Annotated in this window: 16 protein-coding genes; 8 read left to right on the forward strand and 8 right to left on the reverse strand. The window is 55.3% G+C overall.

The genetic code is table 11. The features are described from left to right. Positions 1–74: 74 nt before the first annotated feature. Positions 75–2792 (reverse strand): magnesium-translocating P-type ATPase, encoded by a 2718-nt coding sequence (gene mgtA, locus LH86_RS02585; RefSeq protein ID WP_039298110.1) that lies wholly within the window; start codon positions 2790–2792, stop codon positions 75–77. A 498-nt stretch (positions 2793–3290) separates the two neighbouring features. Here mgtA and treR point away from each other — a divergent pair, with 498 nt between their 5' ends. The 3 genes from treR (at position 3291) to treC (ending at position 7635) form a co-directional block, all read left to right on the forward strand. After that, positions 3291–4238 carry a trehalose operon repressor TreR gene (gene treR / locus LH86_RS02590; protein WP_039298112.1) on the forward strand — a complete coding sequence of 316 codons (948 nt, stop codon included), beginning with the start codon at positions 3291–3293 and terminating at the stop codon, positions 4236–4238. A gap of 120 nt (positions 4239–4358) precedes the next feature. Further along, complete coding sequence (gene treB / locus LH86_RS02595) at positions 4359–5777, forward strand: PTS trehalose transporter subunit IIBC (protein ID WP_008454726.1); 1419 nt, start codon at positions 4359–4361, stop codon at positions 5775–5777. Between the two features lie 199 nt (positions 5778–5976). Then, positions 5977–7635: an alpha,alpha-phosphotrehalase gene (gene treC, locus LH86_RS02600; RefSeq protein WP_039298114.1), complete on the forward strand. Its 1659-nt coding sequence runs from the start codon at positions 5977–5979 to the stop codon at positions 7633–7635. 261 nt (positions 7636–7896) lie between these two features. Here the strand turns inward: treC and LH86_RS02605 are convergent, their stop codons facing one another. Beyond that, positions 7897–8427 (reverse strand): NAD(P)H-dependent oxidoreductase, encoded by a 531-nt coding sequence (locus LH86_RS02605; RefSeq protein ID WP_039298116.1) that lies wholly within the window; start codon positions 8425–8427, stop codon positions 7897–7899. Between the two features lie 100 nt (positions 8428–8527). Between LH86_RS02605 and LH86_RS02610 the strand changes: the two genes are divergently transcribed. The 3 genes from LH86_RS02610 to nrdG all read left to right on the forward strand — a co-directional run bounded on the left by LH86_RS02610 (position 8528) and on the right by nrdG (position 12492). Then, positions 8528–9409 carry a LysR family transcriptional regulator gene (locus LH86_RS02610; RefSeq protein ID WP_039298118.1) on the forward strand — a complete coding sequence of 294 codons (882 nt, stop codon included), beginning with the start codon at positions 8528–8530 and terminating at the stop codon, positions 9407–9409. A 295-nt stretch (positions 9410–9704) separates the two neighbouring features. Further along, positions 9705–11840 carry an anaerobic ribonucleoside-triphosphate reductase gene (gene nrdD, locus LH86_RS02615; protein ID WP_039298120.1) on the forward strand — a complete coding sequence of 712 codons (2136 nt, stop codon included), beginning with the start codon at positions 9705–9707 and terminating at the stop codon, positions 11838–11840. A 187-nt stretch (positions 11841–12027) separates the two neighbouring features. Next, on the forward strand, positions 12028–12492 hold the full coding sequence (gene nrdG / locus LH86_RS02620) for an anaerobic ribonucleoside-triphosphate reductase-activating protein (protein WP_039298122.1): 465 nt from the start codon (positions 12028–12030) through the stop codon (positions 12490–12492). Positions 12493–12523: 31 nt separating this feature from the next. On the opposite strand, the gene LH86_RS02625 is transcribed toward nrdG, so the two are convergent. Next, entirely contained in the window at positions 12524–12877 is a 354-nt protein-coding gene (locus tag LH86_RS02625) for a winged helix-turn-helix transcriptional regulator (RefSeq protein WP_052045540.1), read from the reverse strand. 120 nt (positions 12878–12997) lie between these two features. Here LH86_RS02625 and LH86_RS02630 point away from each other — a divergent pair, with 120 nt between their 5' ends. After that, positions 12998–13528 (forward strand): NAD(P)H-dependent oxidoreductase, encoded by a 531-nt coding sequence (locus LH86_RS02630; protein WP_039298123.1) that lies wholly within the window; start codon positions 12998–13000, stop codon positions 13526–13528. A gap of 113 nt (positions 13529–13641) precedes the next feature. On the opposite strand, the gene LH86_RS02635 is transcribed toward LH86_RS02630, so the two are convergent. The 3 genes from LH86_RS02635 to LH86_RS02645 all read right to left on the reverse strand — a co-directional run bounded on the left by LH86_RS02635 (position 13642) and on the right by LH86_RS02645 (position 15865). Continuing rightward, positions 13642–14685, reverse strand: a complete 1044-nt coding sequence (locus LH86_RS02635; RefSeq protein ID WP_039298125.1) for a permease — start codon at positions 14683–14685, stop codon at positions 13642–13644. A 77-nt stretch (positions 14686–14762) separates the two neighbouring features. Continuing rightward, positions 14763–15416 (reverse strand): NAD(P)H-binding protein, encoded by a 654-nt coding sequence (locus LH86_RS02640; RefSeq protein ID WP_039298127.1) that lies wholly within the window; start codon positions 15414–15416, stop codon positions 14763–14765. A 20-nt stretch (positions 15417–15436) separates the two neighbouring features. Beyond that, the gene (locus LH86_RS02645; protein WP_039298129.1) at positions 15437–15865 is read right to left on the reverse strand and encodes a YhbP family protein; all 429 of its coding nucleotides are present in this window, start codon (positions 15863–15865) and stop codon (positions 15437–15439) included. Positions 15866–15918: 53 nt separating this feature from the next. On the opposite strand from LH86_RS02645, the gene LH86_RS02650 reads away from it, so the two are divergent. Then, positions 15919–16212 (forward strand): GIY-YIG nuclease family protein, encoded by a 294-nt coding sequence (locus LH86_RS02650; RefSeq protein ID WP_039298131.1) that lies wholly within the window; start codon positions 15919–15921, stop codon positions 16210–16212. On the opposite strand, the gene LH86_RS02655 is transcribed toward LH86_RS02650, so the two are convergent. Together LH86_RS02655 and ubiT are read right to left on the reverse strand one after the other, a co-directional pair. Continuing rightward, entirely contained in the window at positions 16209–16712 is a 504-nt protein-coding gene (locus LH86_RS02655) for a GNAT family N-acetyltransferase (RefSeq protein ID WP_039298133.1), read from the reverse strand. The genes LH86_RS02650 and LH86_RS02655 overlap by 4 nt on opposite strands. Beyond that, positions 16706–17230 (reverse strand): ubiquinone anaerobic biosynthesis accessory factor UbiT, encoded by a 525-nt coding sequence (gene ubiT, locus LH86_RS02660; RefSeq protein WP_039298135.1) that lies wholly within the window; start codon positions 17228–17230, stop codon positions 16706–16708. The genes LH86_RS02655 and ubiT overlap by 7 nt, the downstream gene beginning before the upstream one ends. Between the last annotated feature and the right edge of the window lie 161 nt (positions 17231–17391).

Raw genomic sequence — 17391 nt, forward strand, 5'->3', positions numbered from 1 at the left:
AATCTGTTATCACGTGAAGGATTTTTCAGCAAGGCGGCGGCGAGACGTGGATCACATCTCGCCATTTTTTGGGATTACTGCCAGCCGTAGCGGCGGCTATAGAAGCCTTTTACCGCCTGAGTCAGCATCATGTAGCCCGCCAGGATGATCACCAGCAGCGGGAAGTAGCTCAGCGGCAGCGCCTGCAGGTGGAGATATTCCGCCAGCGGGGAGAACGGCAGCGCAATCCCGAGCGCCATCACCAGCAGCGTCATGACCATCAGCGGCCAGGCCGGGCGGCTTTGCAGGAACGGAATGCGGCGGGTACGGATCATGTGCACAATCAGCGTCTGCGACAGCAGGCCTTCCACGAACCAGCCGGACTGGAACAGCGTTTGCGCTTCCGGGGAATTGGCTTTGAAAATCCACCACATCACGCCGAAGGTCACGATATCGAAGATGGAACTGAGCGGCCCGAAGAACACCATAAAGCGGCCCAGGTCGGCCGGGTTCCAGCGCTGCGGCTGCTTGATTTGCTCGTCGTCGACGTTATCAAACGGGATCGCGACCTGCGAGATATCGTACATCAGGTTCTGAATCAGTAAGTGAATCGGCAGCATCGGCAGGAACGGCAGGAAGGCGCTGGCCACCAGCACGCTGAAGACGTTGCCGAAGTTGGAGCTGGCGGTCATTTTGATGTACTTGAGCATGTTGGCAAAGGTACGACGCCCTTCGATCACACCCTCTTCCAGCACCATCAGGCTTTTTTCCAGCAGGATGATGTCGGCAGCTTCACGGGCGATATCCACCGCACCATCGACGGAAATACCGATATCCGCCGCGCGCAAGGCCGGGGCATCGTTGATGCCGTCGCCCATAAAGCCCACGACATGGCCTTCACCGCGCAGCAGGCGAACGATGCGCTCTTTGTGCATCGGCGTCAAGCGGGCAAACAGCGTGGTTTGCAGCGCCACGCGCGCCAGCTCGTCATCGCTCATCTCTTCGATGTCGCTGCCGATAATCAGGTCGCCCACTTCCAGGCCGACTTCACGGCATACTTTCGCCGCGACCAGTTCGCTGTCGCCGGTCAGGATTTTCACCGCAATACCGCTGGCTTTCAGCGCTTTTAACGCCGGAGCGGTGGTTTCTTTCGGCGGATCGAGGAAGGCAATGTAGCCTTCGAGGATCAGGTCGGACTCATCCACGCGGCTGTAGTCTGCGCTGCGGGCTGGCAGGAATTTGGTGGCAACGGCAACCACGCGCAGACCCTGGCTGTTTAGCGAGTCGGTTACGCTGCGAATGCGCGTCAGCATCCCTTCGCTGAGCGGCACAATTTCATCGCCGTGGCGCACGTGGGTACAGACGTTGAGGATCTCCTGCAGCGCGCCTTTGCAGATAAGCTGATGCACGTCGGCCTGCTCGGAGACCACAACCGACATGCGGCGACGGTCAAAATCAAAAGGAATTTCATCTATTTTGTGCCAGCGGGCAACCGCCGTACGAGCGTGATCGGCATCGACACCTTCCAGTACCGCTACGTCGAGCAGGTTTTTCAGGCCGGTTTGATAGTGGCTGTTCAGCCAGGCGGTATGCAGCACGCGATCGCTTTGCTCACCGAAGATATCGGTGTGGGTTTCCAGCACGATGCGGTCCTGCGTCAGGGTGCCGGTTTTATCGGTACACAGGATGTCCATCGCGCCAAAGTTCTGGATAGCATCCAGGTGTTTCACAATGACTTTTTGCTTCGACAGTTTGACCGCCCCGCGCGCCAGCGTGGAGGTCACAATCATAGGCAGCATTTCCGGCGTCAGGCCGACGGCAACGGAGAGCGAGAACAGCGCCGCTTCCCACCAGTCGCCTTTGGTGAAGCCGTTAATCAGCAGCACCACCGGCACCATCACCAGCATAAAGCGGATCAGCAGCCAGCTTACGCGGCTGATCCCGCGCTGGAAGGCGTTAGGTTCGCTTTCCTGCTGGGTGACACGCCCGGCAAGCTGGCCGAACCAGGTGTTGCCGCCGGTGGCGATAATCATCGCCAGCGCGGTGCCGCTCACCACGTTGGTGCCCATAAAGCAGAGGTTGTCGCACTCCAGCGGGTTGTGCTGGTCGTGCTGACGGCTGATGGCGACTTTCTCGACCGGCAGCGATTCCCCGGTCAGCGACGCCTGGCCAACAAACAGATCACGCGCCTGCATCACGCGCAAGTCGGCTGGGATCATGTCACCCGCAGCAAGCTTAACAATGTCACCTGGCACCAGCTGGTCCAGCGGAACTTCGACATAGGCATATTCGCCCTGATCGTTGATCACGCGCAGCACGGTTGCGGTGTTGCTCACCATCGCCTTCAGCGCATCCGCCGCGCGGGTGGAGCGAGTTTCCTGGATGAAGTTCAGCAGCGTGGAAATCACCACCATCAGCGCGATGACGCTGGCGCCGAACAGATCATCTTCCGTGGCGTAGGAGAAAATCCCCAGCGCCGTCAGCAGCAGATTGAACGGGTTGCGGTAACAAACCCAGAGATGCACAAACCACGGCGCGGGTTTCTGCGCCGGGATCTGGTTCAGGCCGTGGGTTTCACGCGCTTTTTCGACTTCGCGAGCGTCCAGCCCTTCCGGGTGGCTGCCAAACTCAACGTAGAGCTGCTCTTCGCTGGCGGCGGCATATTTCAGGCAGGCTTGAGTCAGCGTCGCTGGAATATCAGCGGCCTTCGCTACCACTTTCCCGTCAGGCATAGGATCGCGCTGCACCAGGCGGCGCGGCAGGTGGCGGCTCAGTTGAGACATCAGCTGGCGTGTGAGGTTTTTGAATTGCATAAACGTCCTTAGCACCGTCTTGAGCGGTACCTAAGTTTCCTGCAGGCGCAACAAAGCAGCACCAGGCAGGAGATCATCAATAAGCAGGGACGTAAAAGAGAGCGGTCGTCACTGCCTTACAAAACCGGTAAGGCAGCGGGCGTTAACCTGTGGCTTACCGGAAAATTCCTGTTACTTCAGGGTGAGGACTGGGATCGGGTTCCATGTCATCTCCGGTAGCGTTGAAAGAAAAATAGCATTACGCCTTCTGGCATAATGAGAATGCCAGGTATACTACGCCCGTAAAACTAAACCGTCTGTAAACCAGATTTTGCCCATATCGGGAACGGGATAGAGCGTTAAAATTTTAATCCTGGTAAGTATATTCTAAATAATCCGGATTACAGGTTGGTGGCAAACGAGTGACAATCACTGCATTCGTGTCCCAAAGGGAAAAGGGCCAGCCGCCATTGTCTAACCAGCCAATTTGCACCGTGACCTCCAGGGAAAAGAACTGCCATGCAAAGTCGCCTTACCATCAAAGATATTGCCCGCCTGAGCGGCGTGGGGAAATCTACCGTCTCTCGCGTATTGAACAATGAAAGCGGCGTCAGCGCCCGCACGCGGGAACGGGTTGAAGCGGTAATGCAGCAGCATGAGTTTTCTCCCTCCCGCTCGGCGCGTGCGATGCGCGGGCAAAGCGACAAAGTCGTCGCCATTATCGTGACCCGCCTGGACTCCCTGTCGGAAAATCTGGCGGTGCAAACCATGCTGCCTTGTCTTTACGAGCAGGGCTATGACCCGATCATGATGGAAAGCCAGTTCTCACCAGAGATGGTTGAGGAGCATCTCGGCATGCTGCGCCGCCGTAATATCGACGGCGTGATTCTGTTCGGCTTCACGGGTATCAACGAGAAAGTGCTGCAGCCGTGGCGTTCCACGCTGGTACTGATGGCGCGCGATGCCAGCGGCTTCGCTTCGGTGTGTTATGACGATGAAGGCTCAATTCACATCCTGATGTCTACGCTTTATCAGCAGGGCCACCGCGATATCAGCTTCCTGGGCGTGCCGCACGGCGACGTTACCACCGGTTACCGCCGTCACCATGCCTATCTCGCTTTTTGCCGTGACCACGATATTGTTCCGAATGCCGCCTTGCCCGGCCTGGCGATGAAGCAAGGCTACGAGCATGTAGTTGAAGTCCTGACCCCAAAAACCACCGCTCTGCTGTGCGCCACCGATACCCTGGCGCTGGGCGCAAGCAAATACCTCCAGCAGCAAAACCGCAGCGATATTCAACTGGCGAGCGTGGGGAACACGCCGCTGATGAAATTCTTGCACCCTGAAATCATCACCGTTGACCCAGGCTACGCCGAAGCCGGTCGCGCCGCGGCCTTGCAGCTGATCGGGCAGATTTCTCAAAGCCAACAGCTGCGGCAGATCGTCATCCCTAGTCACCTGCAATAAAACCTCCCCTGAACGGGATTTTGTGATCTTCGCCCGATTTCGGGAACGTTCCCATTTTCGCAAATTAGAAACCTGGCTACCCTTACAACAGGTCATTACCTCCTACCCAGGGTGTTACTTATGAGCAAAGTAAAACAACAAGACATCGACAAACTGATCGAACTGGTTGGCGGACGCGAGAATATCGCCACCGTCAGCCACTGCATTACCCGACTGCGTTTTGTGCTTAACCATCCCGAAAATGCCCATCCTAAAGAGATCGAAAACCTGCCGATGGTGAAAGGCTGCTTTACCAATGCCGGTCAGTTCCAGGTGGTTATCGGTACCGATGTGGATGATTACTACAAAGCGCTGATTGCCACTACAGGGCTGGACTCCGCCGACAAAGAGCAGGCCAAAACGGCGGCTCGTCAAAACATGAAATGGCACGAGCAGCTGATCTCTCACTTTGCAGAGATCTTCTTCCCGCTGCTGCCAGCGCTGATCAGCGGGGGTTTGATCCTCGGCTTCCGTAACGTCATTGGCGACCTGCCGATGAGCAACGGGGAAACCCTTGCCCAGATGTACCCGGCGCTGAAAACCGTGTATGACTTCCTGTGGCTGATTGGTGAAGCGATCTTCTTCTATTTGCCAGTGGGCATTTGCTGGTCTGCGGTGAAGAAAATGGGCGGCACACCGATCCTCGGCATCGTGCTGGGCGTTACGCTGGTCTCCCCGCAGCTGATGAACGCTTACGAGCTGGGCACCAAGATCCCGGAAGTGTGGAACTTCGGCTGGTTCACCATTGAGAAAGTCGGTTACCAGGCGCAGGTTATCCCTGCGTTGCTGGCAGGCCTGGCACTCGGCTTCATTGAAACGCGAATGAAACGCATCGTGCCAGATTACCTTTATCTGGTTATCGTGCCGGTATGTTCTCTGATCCTGGCAGTCTTCCTGGCGCACACCGTCATCGGGCCGTTTGGCCGTATGATCGGCGACGGCGTGGCGTTCGCTGTTCGCCACCTGATGACCGGCAGCTTCGCCCCTATTGGCGCCGCGCTGTTTGGTTTCCTGTATGCACCATTGGTGATTACCGGCGTTCACCAGACCACGCTCGCCATCGACATGCAGATGATCCAGAGCCTGGGCGGGACACCGGTTTGGCCACTGATTGCGCTGTCCAACATCGCACAGGCATCTGCGGTTGTCGGCATCATTATCTGTAGCCGCAAGCAGAACGAACGTGAAATCTCCGTCCCGGCGGCCATTTCTGCCTACCTCGGCGTGACCGAGCCGGCCATGTACGGGATCAACCTGAAGTACCACTTCCCGATGCTGTGTGCAATGGTCGGTTCCGGCCTGGCTGGCCTGCTGTGCGGCCTGAACGGCGTGATGGCGAACGGGATTGGCGTCGGCGGTCTGCCGGGCATCCTGTCCATTCAGCCTAAGTTCTGGGGCGTCTACGCCATTGCGATTGTTATCGCGGTGATTGTGCCGATTATCCTGACCTCTATCGTCTACAAACGTAAATTCCGCCAGGGCACGCTGCTGGTGGTGTAGTGAGATTGACCGGGGGCAGAAATGCCCCCCCTTTTCGTCAGAGCAAAGTGACTTTTTCTCGCTTTGTGGGTTATCAGCTGAAAATCAGCCCGTTGATTTTCCTTATTTATTTTTGATGGCACTTACGGTTCTTTCTACTGCCGAAGTTTGTCATCAGTTTATGGGGCAATTCCGCCCCTTCAGCTAGCAGGAACTCGCTATGAATATCACTCCTCCGTGGTGGCAAAACGGCGTCATCTACCAGATTTACCCGAAGAGTTTCCAGGATACGACCGGCAGCGGTACCGGCGATCTGAAGGGCGTGATTAAACGTCTGGATTACCTCAAGACGCTGGGCGTAGATGCCATTTGGCTGACGCCGTTTTACGTCTCGCCTCAGATAGATAACGGCTACGATGTCGCTGACTACTGTGCGATAGATCCGACTTACGGCACGCTGGAAGATTTTGATTTGCTGGTTGCCGAAGCCCACCAGCGCGGTATTCGCCTGGTGCTGGATATGGTGTTTAACCACACTTCTACGGAGCACGGTTGGTTCAAGCAGGCGCAGGATAAACACAGCCCGTACCGCGAGTTCTATATCTGGCGCGACGGCACGCCGGATATTCTGCCGAACAACTGGCGTTCGAAGTTTGGCGGCAATGCCTGGCAGTGGCAGGCGGAGACCGGGCAATACTACCTGCACCTTTTCGCGCCTGAGCAGGCAGACCTCAACTGGGAAAACCCGACGGTTCGCGCCGAGCTGAAAAAGGTTTGCGAGTTCTGGGCCAACCGCGGCGTGGACGGCCTGCGTCTCGACGTGATTAACCTGGTATCAAAAGATCAGACGTTCCCAAATGACGTGAACGGCGGTGACGGGCGTCGTTTTTACACCGATGGCCCACGGGTTCACGAGTACCTGCGGGAATTCAGCCGCGATGCCTTTAAGCCGCTTGGCCTGATGACCGTCGGCGAGATGTCCTCCACCTCGCTGGATAACTGCCAGAAATACGGTGCCCTCGACGGCAGCGAGCTGTCGATGACCTTTAACTTCCATCACCTCAAGGTGGATTATCCTGGCGGTGAGAAATGGACGCTGGCAAAACCTGACTACGTGGAGCTGAAGTCCATCTTCAACCACTGGCAACAGGGTATGCATAACGTCGCCTGGAACGCGCTGTTCTGGTGTAACCACGACCAGCCGCGCATAGTTTCCCGTTTTGGCCACGAAGGCGAGCTGCGAACCACCTCTGCGAAGATGCTGGCGATGGTTCTGCACGGTATGCAAGGCACGCCGTACATCTATCAGGGAGAAGAGATTGGGATGACCAACCCGCATTTCTCCAGCATCGATCAGTACCGCGACGTAGAAAGCCTCAATATGTTTGCCGAGCTGCGAACCCTTGGGCGCGACAGCGACACGCTGATGGCTATTCTCGCCAGCAAGTCACGCGATAACAGCCGCACGCCTATGCAATGGGATGCAGGCAGTAATGCAGGCTTTAGCGAAGGTACACCGTGGATTGGGCTGTGCGATAACTACCAGACTGTCAACGCTGAAGCAGCGCGGGAAGACAAAGAGTCGGTCTTCTATACCTACCAGCAATTGATCAAGCTGCGTAAGACGGAGCCGGTGCTGACCTGGGGCAATTATCAGGATCTGCTGCCGGAGCACCCGCTGGTGTGGAGCTACAGCCGTCAACATGAAGGCCAGACGCTGGTGGTTGCCGCGAACCTTAGCGCGGAAGCGCAATGGCTGCAGCTGGAAGGGCACGAAGGCGAATGGGAAGTGCTGATGAGCAACTATGCTGATGCCGCACCGAAGCCTGCGGAGATGAGCCTGAGGCCGTTTGAAGCGGTGTACTGGATTAAGCGTTAGTCTGGAAAAATGCCCCTCACCCCGGCCCTCTCCCCACAGGGAGAGGGAGAAAACAGGCGGTGGGACATTTTTATTCCCTCTTCCTCTGGGAGAGGGAGAAAACAGGCGGCGGGACATTTTTATTCCCTCTTCCTCTGGGAGAGGGAGAAAACAGGCGGTGGGACATTTTTATTACCTCTTCCTCTGGGAGAGGGAGAAAACAGGCGGCGGGACATTTTTATTCCCTCTCCCTCTGGGAGAGGGTTAGGGTGAGGGTCAAAATCACCCTTTCAGCGCCTGAATCCGGCTTAGCCAGCCGTTAACGCCCTCATCGATCAGCGCTTCCGTAATCGTATTCGCTCCCTGAATAAGCGCAGGCGTCTGCCAGATCATACCGGTCTTGTTCGCCATCGCGTGGAACGGCAGCAGCAGCTCCTCCACCGTGTAGCGGTTTGCACCGCCTGCACGATAAGCTTCTGCCGCACCGCCCGTCGACGTCATCACCATCAGCTTTTTGCCGTGCAGCGCGGTGCCGTTAGTCCCGTAGGCAAAGCCAAAGGTTAGCACCTGATCCTGCCAGTCCTTGAGGATTGCCGGGGAGCTGTACCACCAGAACGGGAACATCAGCACAATCGCATCATGTTCCACCAGCAGCGCCTGTTCACGCTCAACGTCAATCTGGTGATCCGGGTACTCACGCTTAAGCTCGTGCACGGTTACGCCTGCGATACTTTTCAGGGCCGTAACGCCAGCGCGATTAATACGGGATTCTTCAGGGGCGCGATGTGCCGCCAGCACTAATATTTTATTCATCTTTCAGACCTCATTTTTGGGATGAGGCTATCTTTTCAGATGACAGGGCTTACCTGTAGTCCATAACATGGCACATCTGTTTCAACTAAAGGTTACAAGCATGATGCTTTCCGCAGACGTTCATCGGCTCATTCCCGCTTTTCTGGCGGCGGCAGACTGCGAGAGTTTTTCCGAGGCAGCCCGTCAGCTGGGTATTACGCCCGCGGCGGTGAGCAAAAGTATTCGCCAGCTTGAACAGCGGCTGGGCATCGTGCTCTTTGTGCGCAATACGCACTTTGTGGTGCTGACCGAAGAAGGCACTGCGTTACGCGATGAGGTCGCACCGCTTTGGCAGGCGCTGAACCAGGCGCTGGTTAACCCCGATGCGGAACCTTCAGGGTTGCTGCGCGTCAGCGTGATCCCTGGCTTTGGCCGCCATTGCCTGATGCCGATCCTGGCCGAATTCCAGCGGCGCTATCCTCTGATTCGCTTTGAGATGTCGATGGAAGCCCGCAGCGTCAACCTCATTGGCGAGCGCATAGACGTGGCCATCGGCCACCGCACGGTAAGAGATAATCGCGTGGTGGCGCGCGAGCTGTATACCGCGAAAATGATTGCAGCGGCTTCACCGGCCTATTTAGCAGAGCACGGAACACCACAAACGCCGGAAGATCTCGCTAAGCATCGCTGCCTCATCCACCGTAACTCCGGCACCGGGCGCCTTCAGCAATGGATGAATAACGAAACGCTGTTTGACGAACCTTCAGCCTGGTTTATCTCCACTTCGCCGGATTCGCTGGTGGATGCCGCGCTGTCCGACATGGGGATCGTTTATCTCGCCGACTGGTATCTCACCCGTCCTATAGCCGAAGGAAAATTACAGGCAATTTTGCAGGATTCGGCCACCGAGCCGCAGCAGCTCTGGGTAAAGTATGCCGGAGGAAAAATCCCGCCAAAGATTCGGGTATTTGTAGAATATTTATACGAAAAATTAATCGGATAATTTCCCTCCAATAGGCAACGCCCGCCATTTCTACTGCCCCTGATTTACTTTGTCCTGCATCAATAAAATCGCAAACATGTTTGATGCAAATCACTATATATAGAATTTAGAATGCATCCCGGCCCTACATGTTGTATTTATCGACTACGATAACGACAGCATCCTCAGGATAAGTTTGGGGATTATCTGTGGATAAAAAGGGCTCACTTTCGGGAAATTTTGACAGGACAAATGGCTACACGCCGCCGAATACGCCCAGCCCTTTGTGGATAACCTAAAAATAAATGGAGAAATCATGACACCGCATGTGATGAAAAGAGACGGGTGCAAAGTACCTTTCACTTCAGAGCGCATCAGAGAAGCCATTCTGCGTGCAGCTAAAGCAGCGGGAGTCGATGACGCGGACTATTGCGCCACCGTCGCAGATGTCGTCAGTCAGCAGATGGCCGGCCGCAGCCAGGTCGACATCGGCGAGATCCAGGTCGCCGTGGAAAACCAGCTTATGGCCGGAAATTACAAGCAGCTGGCGCGCGCCTATATTGAGTACCGCCATGACCGTGATATTGAGCGCGAGAAGCGTGGCCGCCTGAACCAGGAAATTCGCGGCCTGGTTGAGCAGACTAACTCCGCCCTGCTTAACGAGAACGCCAACAAAGACAGTAAAGTAATCCCAACCCAGCGCGACCTGCTGGCCGGGATTGTCGCCAAGCACTACGCCAAACAGCACCTGCTGCCGCGCGACGTGGTGCTCGCACACGAGCGCGGCGATATTCACTATCACGATCTCGACTATTCTCCGTTTTTCCCGATGTTCAACTGCATGCTTATCGATCTCAAAGGCATGCTGACCCACGGCTTTAAAATGGGTAACGCCGAGATCGAACCGCCGAAATCTATCTCTACCGCAACGGCGGTTACGGCGCAGATCATCGCCCAGGTTGCCAGCCACATTTACGGCGGAACCACCATTAACCGTATCGACGAAGTGCTGGCCCCGTTTGTCACAGAAAGTTTTAATAAGCACCGTAAAATTGCCGAAGAGTGGCAGATCCCCAATGCTGAGGAATACGCACACTCCCGCACCGAGAAAGAGTGCTACGACGCCTTCCAGTCCCTTGAATATGAAGTGAATACCCTGCACACCGCCAACGGGCAGACGCCGTTTGTCACCTTTGGGTTTGGCCTCGGTACCAGCTGGGAATCACGCCTGATCCAGACCTCGATTCTGCGCAACCGCATCGCCGGGCTGGGTAAAAATCGCAAGACCGCGGTGTTCCCAAAACTGGTCTTTGCAATCAAGGACGGCCTGAATCATAAGTTCGGCGACGCCAACTACGACATTAAGCAGCTGGCGCTGGAATGCGCGTCCAAACGCATGTACCCGGACATTCTTAATTACGATCAGGTAGTGAAAGTGACCGGATCGTTTAAAACGCCAATGGGCTGCCGCAGCTTCCTCGGCGTATATGAAGAAAACGGCGAGCAGATCCACGACGGGCGTAACAACCTCGGCGTGATCAGCCTGAACCTGCCGCGCATTGCGCTGGAAGCCAAAGGGGATGAAATCACCTTCTGGAAACTGCTGGACGATCGTTTACAACTGGCGCGTAAAGCGCTGATGACCCGCATTGCCCGCCTGGAAGGCGTCAAAGCTCGCGTGGCCCCTATTCTTTATATGGAAGGCGCCTGCGGCGTGCGCCTGAAGGCCGATGACGACGTGTCTGAGATCTTTAAAAATGGCCGGGCGTCTATTTCCCTGGGCTACATCGGCATCCATGAAACGGTGAATGCCCTGTTCGGTAACCAGCATGTGTACGACAGCGAAGCCCTTCGCGAGAAAGCCGTTGCCATTGTGGCTCGCCTGCGCGAAGCCACCGACAGCTGGAAAGAAGAAACCGGCTACGGCTTTAGCCTTTACAGCACGCCAAGTGAGAATCTGTGCGACCGCTTCTGCCGTCTGGATACCGCCGAATTCGGCGTCGTGCCTGGCGTGACGGATAAAGGCTACTACACCAACAGCTTCCACCTCGACGTGGAGAAAAAGGTAAATCCTTACGACAAAATCGACTTCGAGGCACCGTATCCACCACTGGCTAACGGCGGCTTCATTTGCTACGGCGAATACCCAAACATCCAGCATAACCTGCGGGCGCTCGAAGACGTGTGGGATTACAGCTACAAGCATGTGCCTTACTACGGCACCAATACGCCAATCGATGAATGCTACGAGTGCGGCTACACCGGCGAGTTCGAATGCACCAGCAAAGGCTTTACCTGCCCGAAATGCGGTAACCATGATGCGGCGCGCGTGTCCGTCACTCGCCGGGTTTGCGGTTATCTCGGCAGCCCGGATGCACGTCCTTTCAACGCCGGCAAGCAGGAAGAAGTTAAGCGTCGCGTGAAGCACCTGGGTAACGGGCAGATCGGTTAAGCCATAAAGCGAAATCCCCTCACCCCTAAGGAGAGAGGGGACTGTCTGTGCAAATACTTACGCCGCGCGCTCGTTTTCTCCCTCGATTCAAGGAGAGGGGACTATTTGTGTATATAGTTACGCCCCACGCTGGTTTTCTCCCTCTCCTTTGGGAGAGGGTCGGGGTGAGGCCAATCAGGCCAATACTATGAATTACCATCAATACTACCCCGTCGACATCGTCAACGGTCCCGGCACACGCTGCACGCTATTTGTCTCAGGCTGCGTGCATGAATGCCCCGGCTGCTACAACAAAAGCACCTGGCGCGTGAACTCGGGCATGCCGTTTACCGCAGAAATGGCCGACCGCATTATTGCCGACCTGAACGATACCCGCGTTAAGCGCCAGGGGATCTCGCTTTCAGGCGGCGATCCGCTGCATCCGCAGAACGTGCCGGAGATTCTAAAGCTGGTGAAACGCGTGCGTGCCGAATGCCCGGGCAAGGACATCTGGGTGTGGACGGGGTACAAGCTTGATGAGCTGAACACCGCGCAGCAGGAAGTAGTGGCGTTAATCAACGTCCTGGTGGACGGCAAGTTTGTTCAGGATTTAAAAGATCCGGCGCTTATCTGGCGCGGCAGCAGCAACCAGGTCGTTCATCACCTGCGTTAAAATCAGGCTTCCCGCCAGCCTGCGGGAAGCTTCACTTCATCACATCATGGCGATGCACGTTTCCCCATTCACACATCATATCCAGCACCGGGATCAGCGACTTACCGCGCTCTGAAAGGCTGTACTCCACCTTGGGTGGAATTTGCGGGTATTCGTCCCGAATAATCAGCCCGTCACTCTCCAGCTCTTTCAGCGTCAGGCTGAGCGTTCTGAAAGAAATAGTTTCAATGCAGCGTTTGAGCTCGTTGAAACGAATCACCGGCTTATGTTCCGCCAGCGCATAGAGAATGATCATTTTATATTTCCCATTCACCAGCGACAGCGTGTAGGCAAAGCCCGTGTCGCCCATAAATGCGCAGGAATCCGGCACAGCTTTTTCACTCATCACACTATCCTTTGGTATAGTACATATCAACAATGACAGTATTGTACTTTAATTTAAAGCTCCCTATGATGCAAACATCAAATAAACGCCGATGAGCAGTCATCTCAAGAGGAATAAACCATGAAGGCATTAATTGTTGTTATTCATCCGAATATTAATGAGTCTAAAATTAATAAGCGTTGGGTCAGCGAATTAGAAAATCATCCAGAGTTATATACCGTCCACAATCTTTATCAGGCTTATCCTGATGGCGTTATTGATGTGGAGCGCGAGCAAAAACTGATTGAACAGCACGATAAAATTATTCTGCAATTTCCGTTGTACTGGTTTAACAGTCCTCCGTTGTTAAAACAGTGGCTGGATGAGGTCTTTACCTATGGCTGGGCCTACGGCTCTACCAGCGGGCATAAGCTCAGAGGCCGTAAGTTCGCTCTGGCGGTAAGCGCCGGTATCAAAGAGGAGGATTTTTCCCGTGACGGGCGCTATCAGCATTCATTACAGGAAATACTTCTGCCGTTTGAAATGACAGCAAAATATGTCGAAGCAGATTATCAGCCATTCTACGCATTTTATGGCGCTGAATATGAAGTGTCAGATCAGCAGTTGGAAAAAAGTGCTAAAGGATATATTGATTACCTGCAATCCTTTTAATATTTAGCCTTGAACATTTGACAACTATCTTCTCAATTATTTAGTGGTGTGTCTTTATCATTAAAAAGCCACGTACTACGTGGCTTTTATTTATCAGCAACTAGGAAATAATGTCAAACAAGCGCCAGACTTCCAACAATAATGCCGCTTAGCGCTACCAGCCCACCGGTGAGCCACAAGGCTTTAGCCGGGAAAGCTTTATGCAGCATGATCAGCGACGGCAGGCTGACCGCCGGGAGCGTAATCAACAGCGCCAACGCCGGCGCCGTGCCCATCCCCGCCAGCATCATGGTTTGCACGATAGGAATTTCTGCTGCAGTAGGGATCACGAACAGGCAGCCGACAACCGCCATGGCAATAACCCAAAACAGGGTATTGCTAACCACCCCATCAGCATGGGGGAACAGCCAGACACGTGCGGCGCCAAGCACCAGCACGGCAAGGATATAGACAGGGATTGTGCTCCAGAAGAGCTGCCACAGTGCTTTTCCCCAGCGAATAAGGAAAGCACCGTCTTCTGTCGAACGGCTAACGGCAGGGACTGGTTCAATGATTTGCGGCTTATCTTTTACCCAGCGCTGCACGAGCAAAGCCACACCGAAAACCGTCGCCAGGCCCGCGACTAACCGCACCAAAGCAAACTGCCAGCCCAGCACAAATCCCATAAAGACCAGCGTCGCGGGGTTCAGTAGCGGGTTCCCCATCCAAAAGGCTAGCGCCCCGCCCATGGAAACTGACTGGCGACGCATGCCCGCCGTCACCGGTGCAGCGCAGCAGGTACACATCATGCCGGGCAGTGAAAACAACGTACCGAAGAACGTCCCACGCAAACACTGTTGCCCCAGGGTACGCAGCAGCCAGTCGCGGGGAATGAGTACCTGTATTAACGATCCCAGAATGACGCCCAGTACCGCCGCTTTCCAGACGGCCAGAAAATAGACCATCGCATAATCCAGCGCGGCTTTGAACGGGTTCGCATCCGCCTGGGCAAGGATAGATTTGCCGATGCTGTGAGTGTCTGCGGCGGTAAAGGCTTTGCCGTAATATGGCTGCCATTTTACGTACCAAAGCCCGGCGATCAGTACCAGGAAAAATAGCGCAGGCTTCCACCAGGGAAACGGACGGGCTTCGGGTGTAGATGAAGAAGAAAGTGGCATAGCCGTTTTCCTGAAATTGATTAGCGAGATAAGTATTTATCGTGCCATATTATGCACGGCGGGCGCGATGGGAAAGATTAAGCACCAGAAGATTGCGCGGCTAATTCACGCAGTTGACCTGAGCTGAGAATCGTCACGCCTTCCCAAACGGGGTTGAACGCCTCGAAAAGCAGGGCTTTTGCCACATCCAGCGATTCGATAGCCTTGAGATTGCCGGGCAGCATTTTAAAAATCGGCAGCATGACGACTTCGTTTAAGCGACGGGCCTGACGATGCCCCAGCAGCATTGAGGGGCGGGCAATAGTCAGACGCGGCCAGTTTTGCGCTATCAACGCATCTTCCATTTCGCCCTTCACGCGGTTGTAGAAAAACGGCGAGCGGCTGTTCGCTCCCAGCGCGCTGACCACCAGCATCTGTTTTGCCCCAAGCCGCTGGCCCGTAAGAGCGGTGTCCACCACCAGCGTGTAATCGACGAGGATAAAAGCTTCTTTGCTGCCTGCCTCACGAAGCGTTGTCCCCAGGCAACAAAAGACGAGATCAACCGGTTCCGTGACTTGTGCAAGGGCGTCCGAAAGCTGCGGATCGTGAGGATTAACAACTTTGTTCAGCGCTACCGGCAGCGGGCGGCGGGTGGGTGCCACAATCGAGGTGATGCGCGAGTCCTGACTAAGCAGGCGGAGCAAATGGCCGCCCACAAGCCCCGTGGCGCCGACGATCAGAACACGACTCATACTGCCTCCTGAGAATTAATTTACTCGTCACGTAGCCAGTGTAGCTTTTTCCCGAAGCCGAGCGTGTTGTCCGTCATTTTTAGCTCATCCAGCCGAATTTCCCACATCGGAGCCGACATGACTTTGGCTATCGGGAAACGCTTCAGGTAACGAATACGGAAGTCAGCCGCTTCTTCTGCCGCCAACAGCCGAATTTCCCCCCGGAACTGCACGCCGCGGATAAGCGCCACGGTTTTGGGCTGGCCGTTTATCGTCCCGGCTACCGGGGCCTGCTCCCCAATCAGCTCGCCGTGGCGGGATGAAGTTTCGCTCAGCAGATAAAAGGCCACGCGTTCCGGGTCGAAAATGTAAAACGCGTTCGCACACCAAAGCGAGTGCCCACTGCCCACGCAGTAGCTCAGAACATGTTGTTTTGTCAGCCAGCGGCTGATGGCATTGAGTGATTCCATCGTCATCCTGAACAGTGTTACTCTGCGACAAATGTTAATTATGCGCCCGTCCTATGACTTCCTGGTATCTCTATTTAATTCGCTGCCCCGATAACCGCCTTTATACCGGCATTACCACCGACGTAGCTCGCCGCTTTGCCCAGCATCAGTCAGGGAAAGGAGCCAAGGCGCTGCGCGGTAAAGGGGTGCTGGATTTGGTGTTTAGCCAGGTGGTGGGAAACCGGTCGCTGGCGCTGCGGGCCGAATACCGAATTAAACAGTTGAGCAAGGCCGAGAAAGAGCGGCTGGTGGCGGGAAAGATAGCCCTTGAAGACCTGCTCGCAAGCCTTCAAGGGGAAACTCGCTAAACGGTGTTGAAGTGGTCAGAATACTCCACCAGGCCACTGACGCCGTTCAGGGCATCATCCGCCAGCGGATGAACCTGGAATGCCGCTTCGGTGCCAGGCCAGCGGCAGCGCAGACCGTAACGGGCCGCTGGCTGGAAACCAAGATGACCGTACATTTCCGGCGAGCCCAGCGTGACCACGGCGGCATAGCCAAACTCATTCAGAGAATCCAGCCCTTCGTATACCAGCTGTTTGGCAATGCCCTGCCCGCGAACCGACTCATCTACCGCCAGCGGCGCAAGCCCCACCCACTGTAGCTCTTCACCTTCTACCGCGACCGGGCTGAAGGCCACGTAGCCAATCACCTGCCCTTCATCGTCGGTGGCGACGAGGCCCAGCGTTAACAGCCCGTCTTCCCGCAGCGCTTTCACCAGCTCAGCTTCGCCGTCACCTTCAAAGGAACGGCGCAGCAGCGCGTCGATGCCGGGAGCATCAATGGGAATTTCTACACGAATTAACATGGCTCACCTATCGAATTACTTTCAGGGGCGGCGTTGTGTTTCAAACCCGCCTCAACAAAATCAGCCAGCTGTAATAGCAGGATACGCAGCGGTTTAGGCATGATATCCAGCTCAATGGCATCCATTAGATTCTTCACATATAACCCGAGTTCCGTGTCGCCCTCAATGACCAGACGACGCTGGAAAAACAGAGTATCAGGATCCTGCTTGCGAGCGGCGATCAGCAACAGATCGTTGGCCTCAGCGCTAAAGCTCACATCTGCAGGTGCATCGTCGCACACCAGCAGCTTATTGTCCTCAACGGAAGTAAACCACTTCAGGCCCAGATCGCGCACTTCAATACTTAGCCAGCGGCCTGCCAGAAAGTCCAGCTCGCCATCCTGCAGAGCCTGACGGAACTGCCAGCCCAGCACCTGCTCCAGTACCTGACGCTTAACGGCAAAGGGGGTTAACTTGACCGGAACCCGCAGCAAAGAAGGACCAGCCTGAACCAGGCGAGAACGCAGTTTATCGAACACGGGTTTAGCTCCTTTAAAAGATTTGCCGCTATTTTGCCATAACGACAATTCCCGATGGCGCGCCAAATCAACAATTCCGCAGGTTGCGGCGGGGCTGAATTGGCGACGGCGATACTAAGCAATACGCCTTTCTCTGCCCCAAATCAAAAATTGTCGCCGAC

Origin of the sequence: Cedecea neteri (assembly GCF_000758325.1) — a bacterium.
GTDB classification, from domain to species: domain Bacteria; phylum Pseudomonadota; class Gammaproteobacteria; order Enterobacterales; family Enterobacteriaceae; genus Cedecea; species Cedecea neteri_B.

Excerpts from the sequence above, each read along its gene's own strand:
- mgtA (WP_039298110.1), bottom strand. The coding sequence starts at position 2,792 with ATGCAATTCAAAAACCTCACACGCCAGCTGATGTCTCAACTGAGCCGC.
- treR (WP_039298112.1), top strand. The coding sequence starts at position 3,291 with ATGCAAAGTCGCCTTACCATCAAAGATATTGCCCGCCTGAGCGGCGTG.
- treB (WP_008454726.1), top strand. The coding sequence starts at position 4,359 with ATGAGCAAAGTAAAACAACAAGACATCGACAAACTGATCGAACTGGTT.
- treC (WP_039298114.1), top strand. The coding sequence starts at position 5,977 with ATGAATATCACTCCTCCGTGGTGGCAAAACGGCGTCATCTACCAGATT.
- LH86_RS02605 (WP_039298116.1), bottom strand. The coding sequence starts at position 8,427 with ATGAATAAAATATTAGTGCTGGCGGCACATCGCGCCCCTGAAGAATCC.
- LH86_RS02610 (WP_039298118.1), top strand. The coding sequence starts at position 8,528 with ATGATGCTTTCCGCAGACGTTCATCGGCTCATTCCCGCTTTTCTGGCG.
- nrdD (WP_039298120.1), top strand. The coding sequence starts at position 9,705 with ATGACACCGCATGTGATGAAAAGAGACGGGTGCAAAGTACCTTTCACT.
- nrdG (WP_039298122.1), top strand. The coding sequence starts at position 12,028 with ATGAATTACCATCAATACTACCCCGTCGACATCGTCAACGGTCCCGGC.
- LH86_RS02625 (WP_052045540.1), bottom strand. The coding sequence starts at position 12,877 with ATGAGTGAAAAAGCTGTGCCGGATTCCTGCGCATTTATGGGCGACACG.
- LH86_RS02630 (WP_039298123.1), top strand. The coding sequence starts at position 12,998 with ATGAAGGCATTAATTGTTGTTATTCATCCGAATATTAATGAGTCTAAA.
- LH86_RS02635 (WP_039298125.1), bottom strand. The coding sequence starts at position 14,685 with ATGCCACTTTCTTCTTCATCTACACCCGAAGCCCGTCCGTTTCCCTGG.
- LH86_RS02640 (WP_039298127.1), bottom strand. The coding sequence starts at position 15,416 with ATGAGTCGTGTTCTGATCGTCGGCGCCACGGGGCTTGTGGGCGGCCAT.
- LH86_RS02645 (WP_039298129.1), bottom strand. The coding sequence starts at position 15,865 with ATGGAATCACTCAATGCCATCAGCCGCTGGCTGACAAAACAACATGTT.
- LH86_RS02650 (WP_039298131.1), top strand. The coding sequence starts at position 15,919 with ATGACTTCCTGGTATCTCTATTTAATTCGCTGCCCCGATAACCGCCTT.
- LH86_RS02655 (WP_039298133.1), bottom strand. The coding sequence starts at position 16,712 with ATGTTAATTCGTGTAGAAATTCCCATTGATGCTCCCGGCATCGACGCG.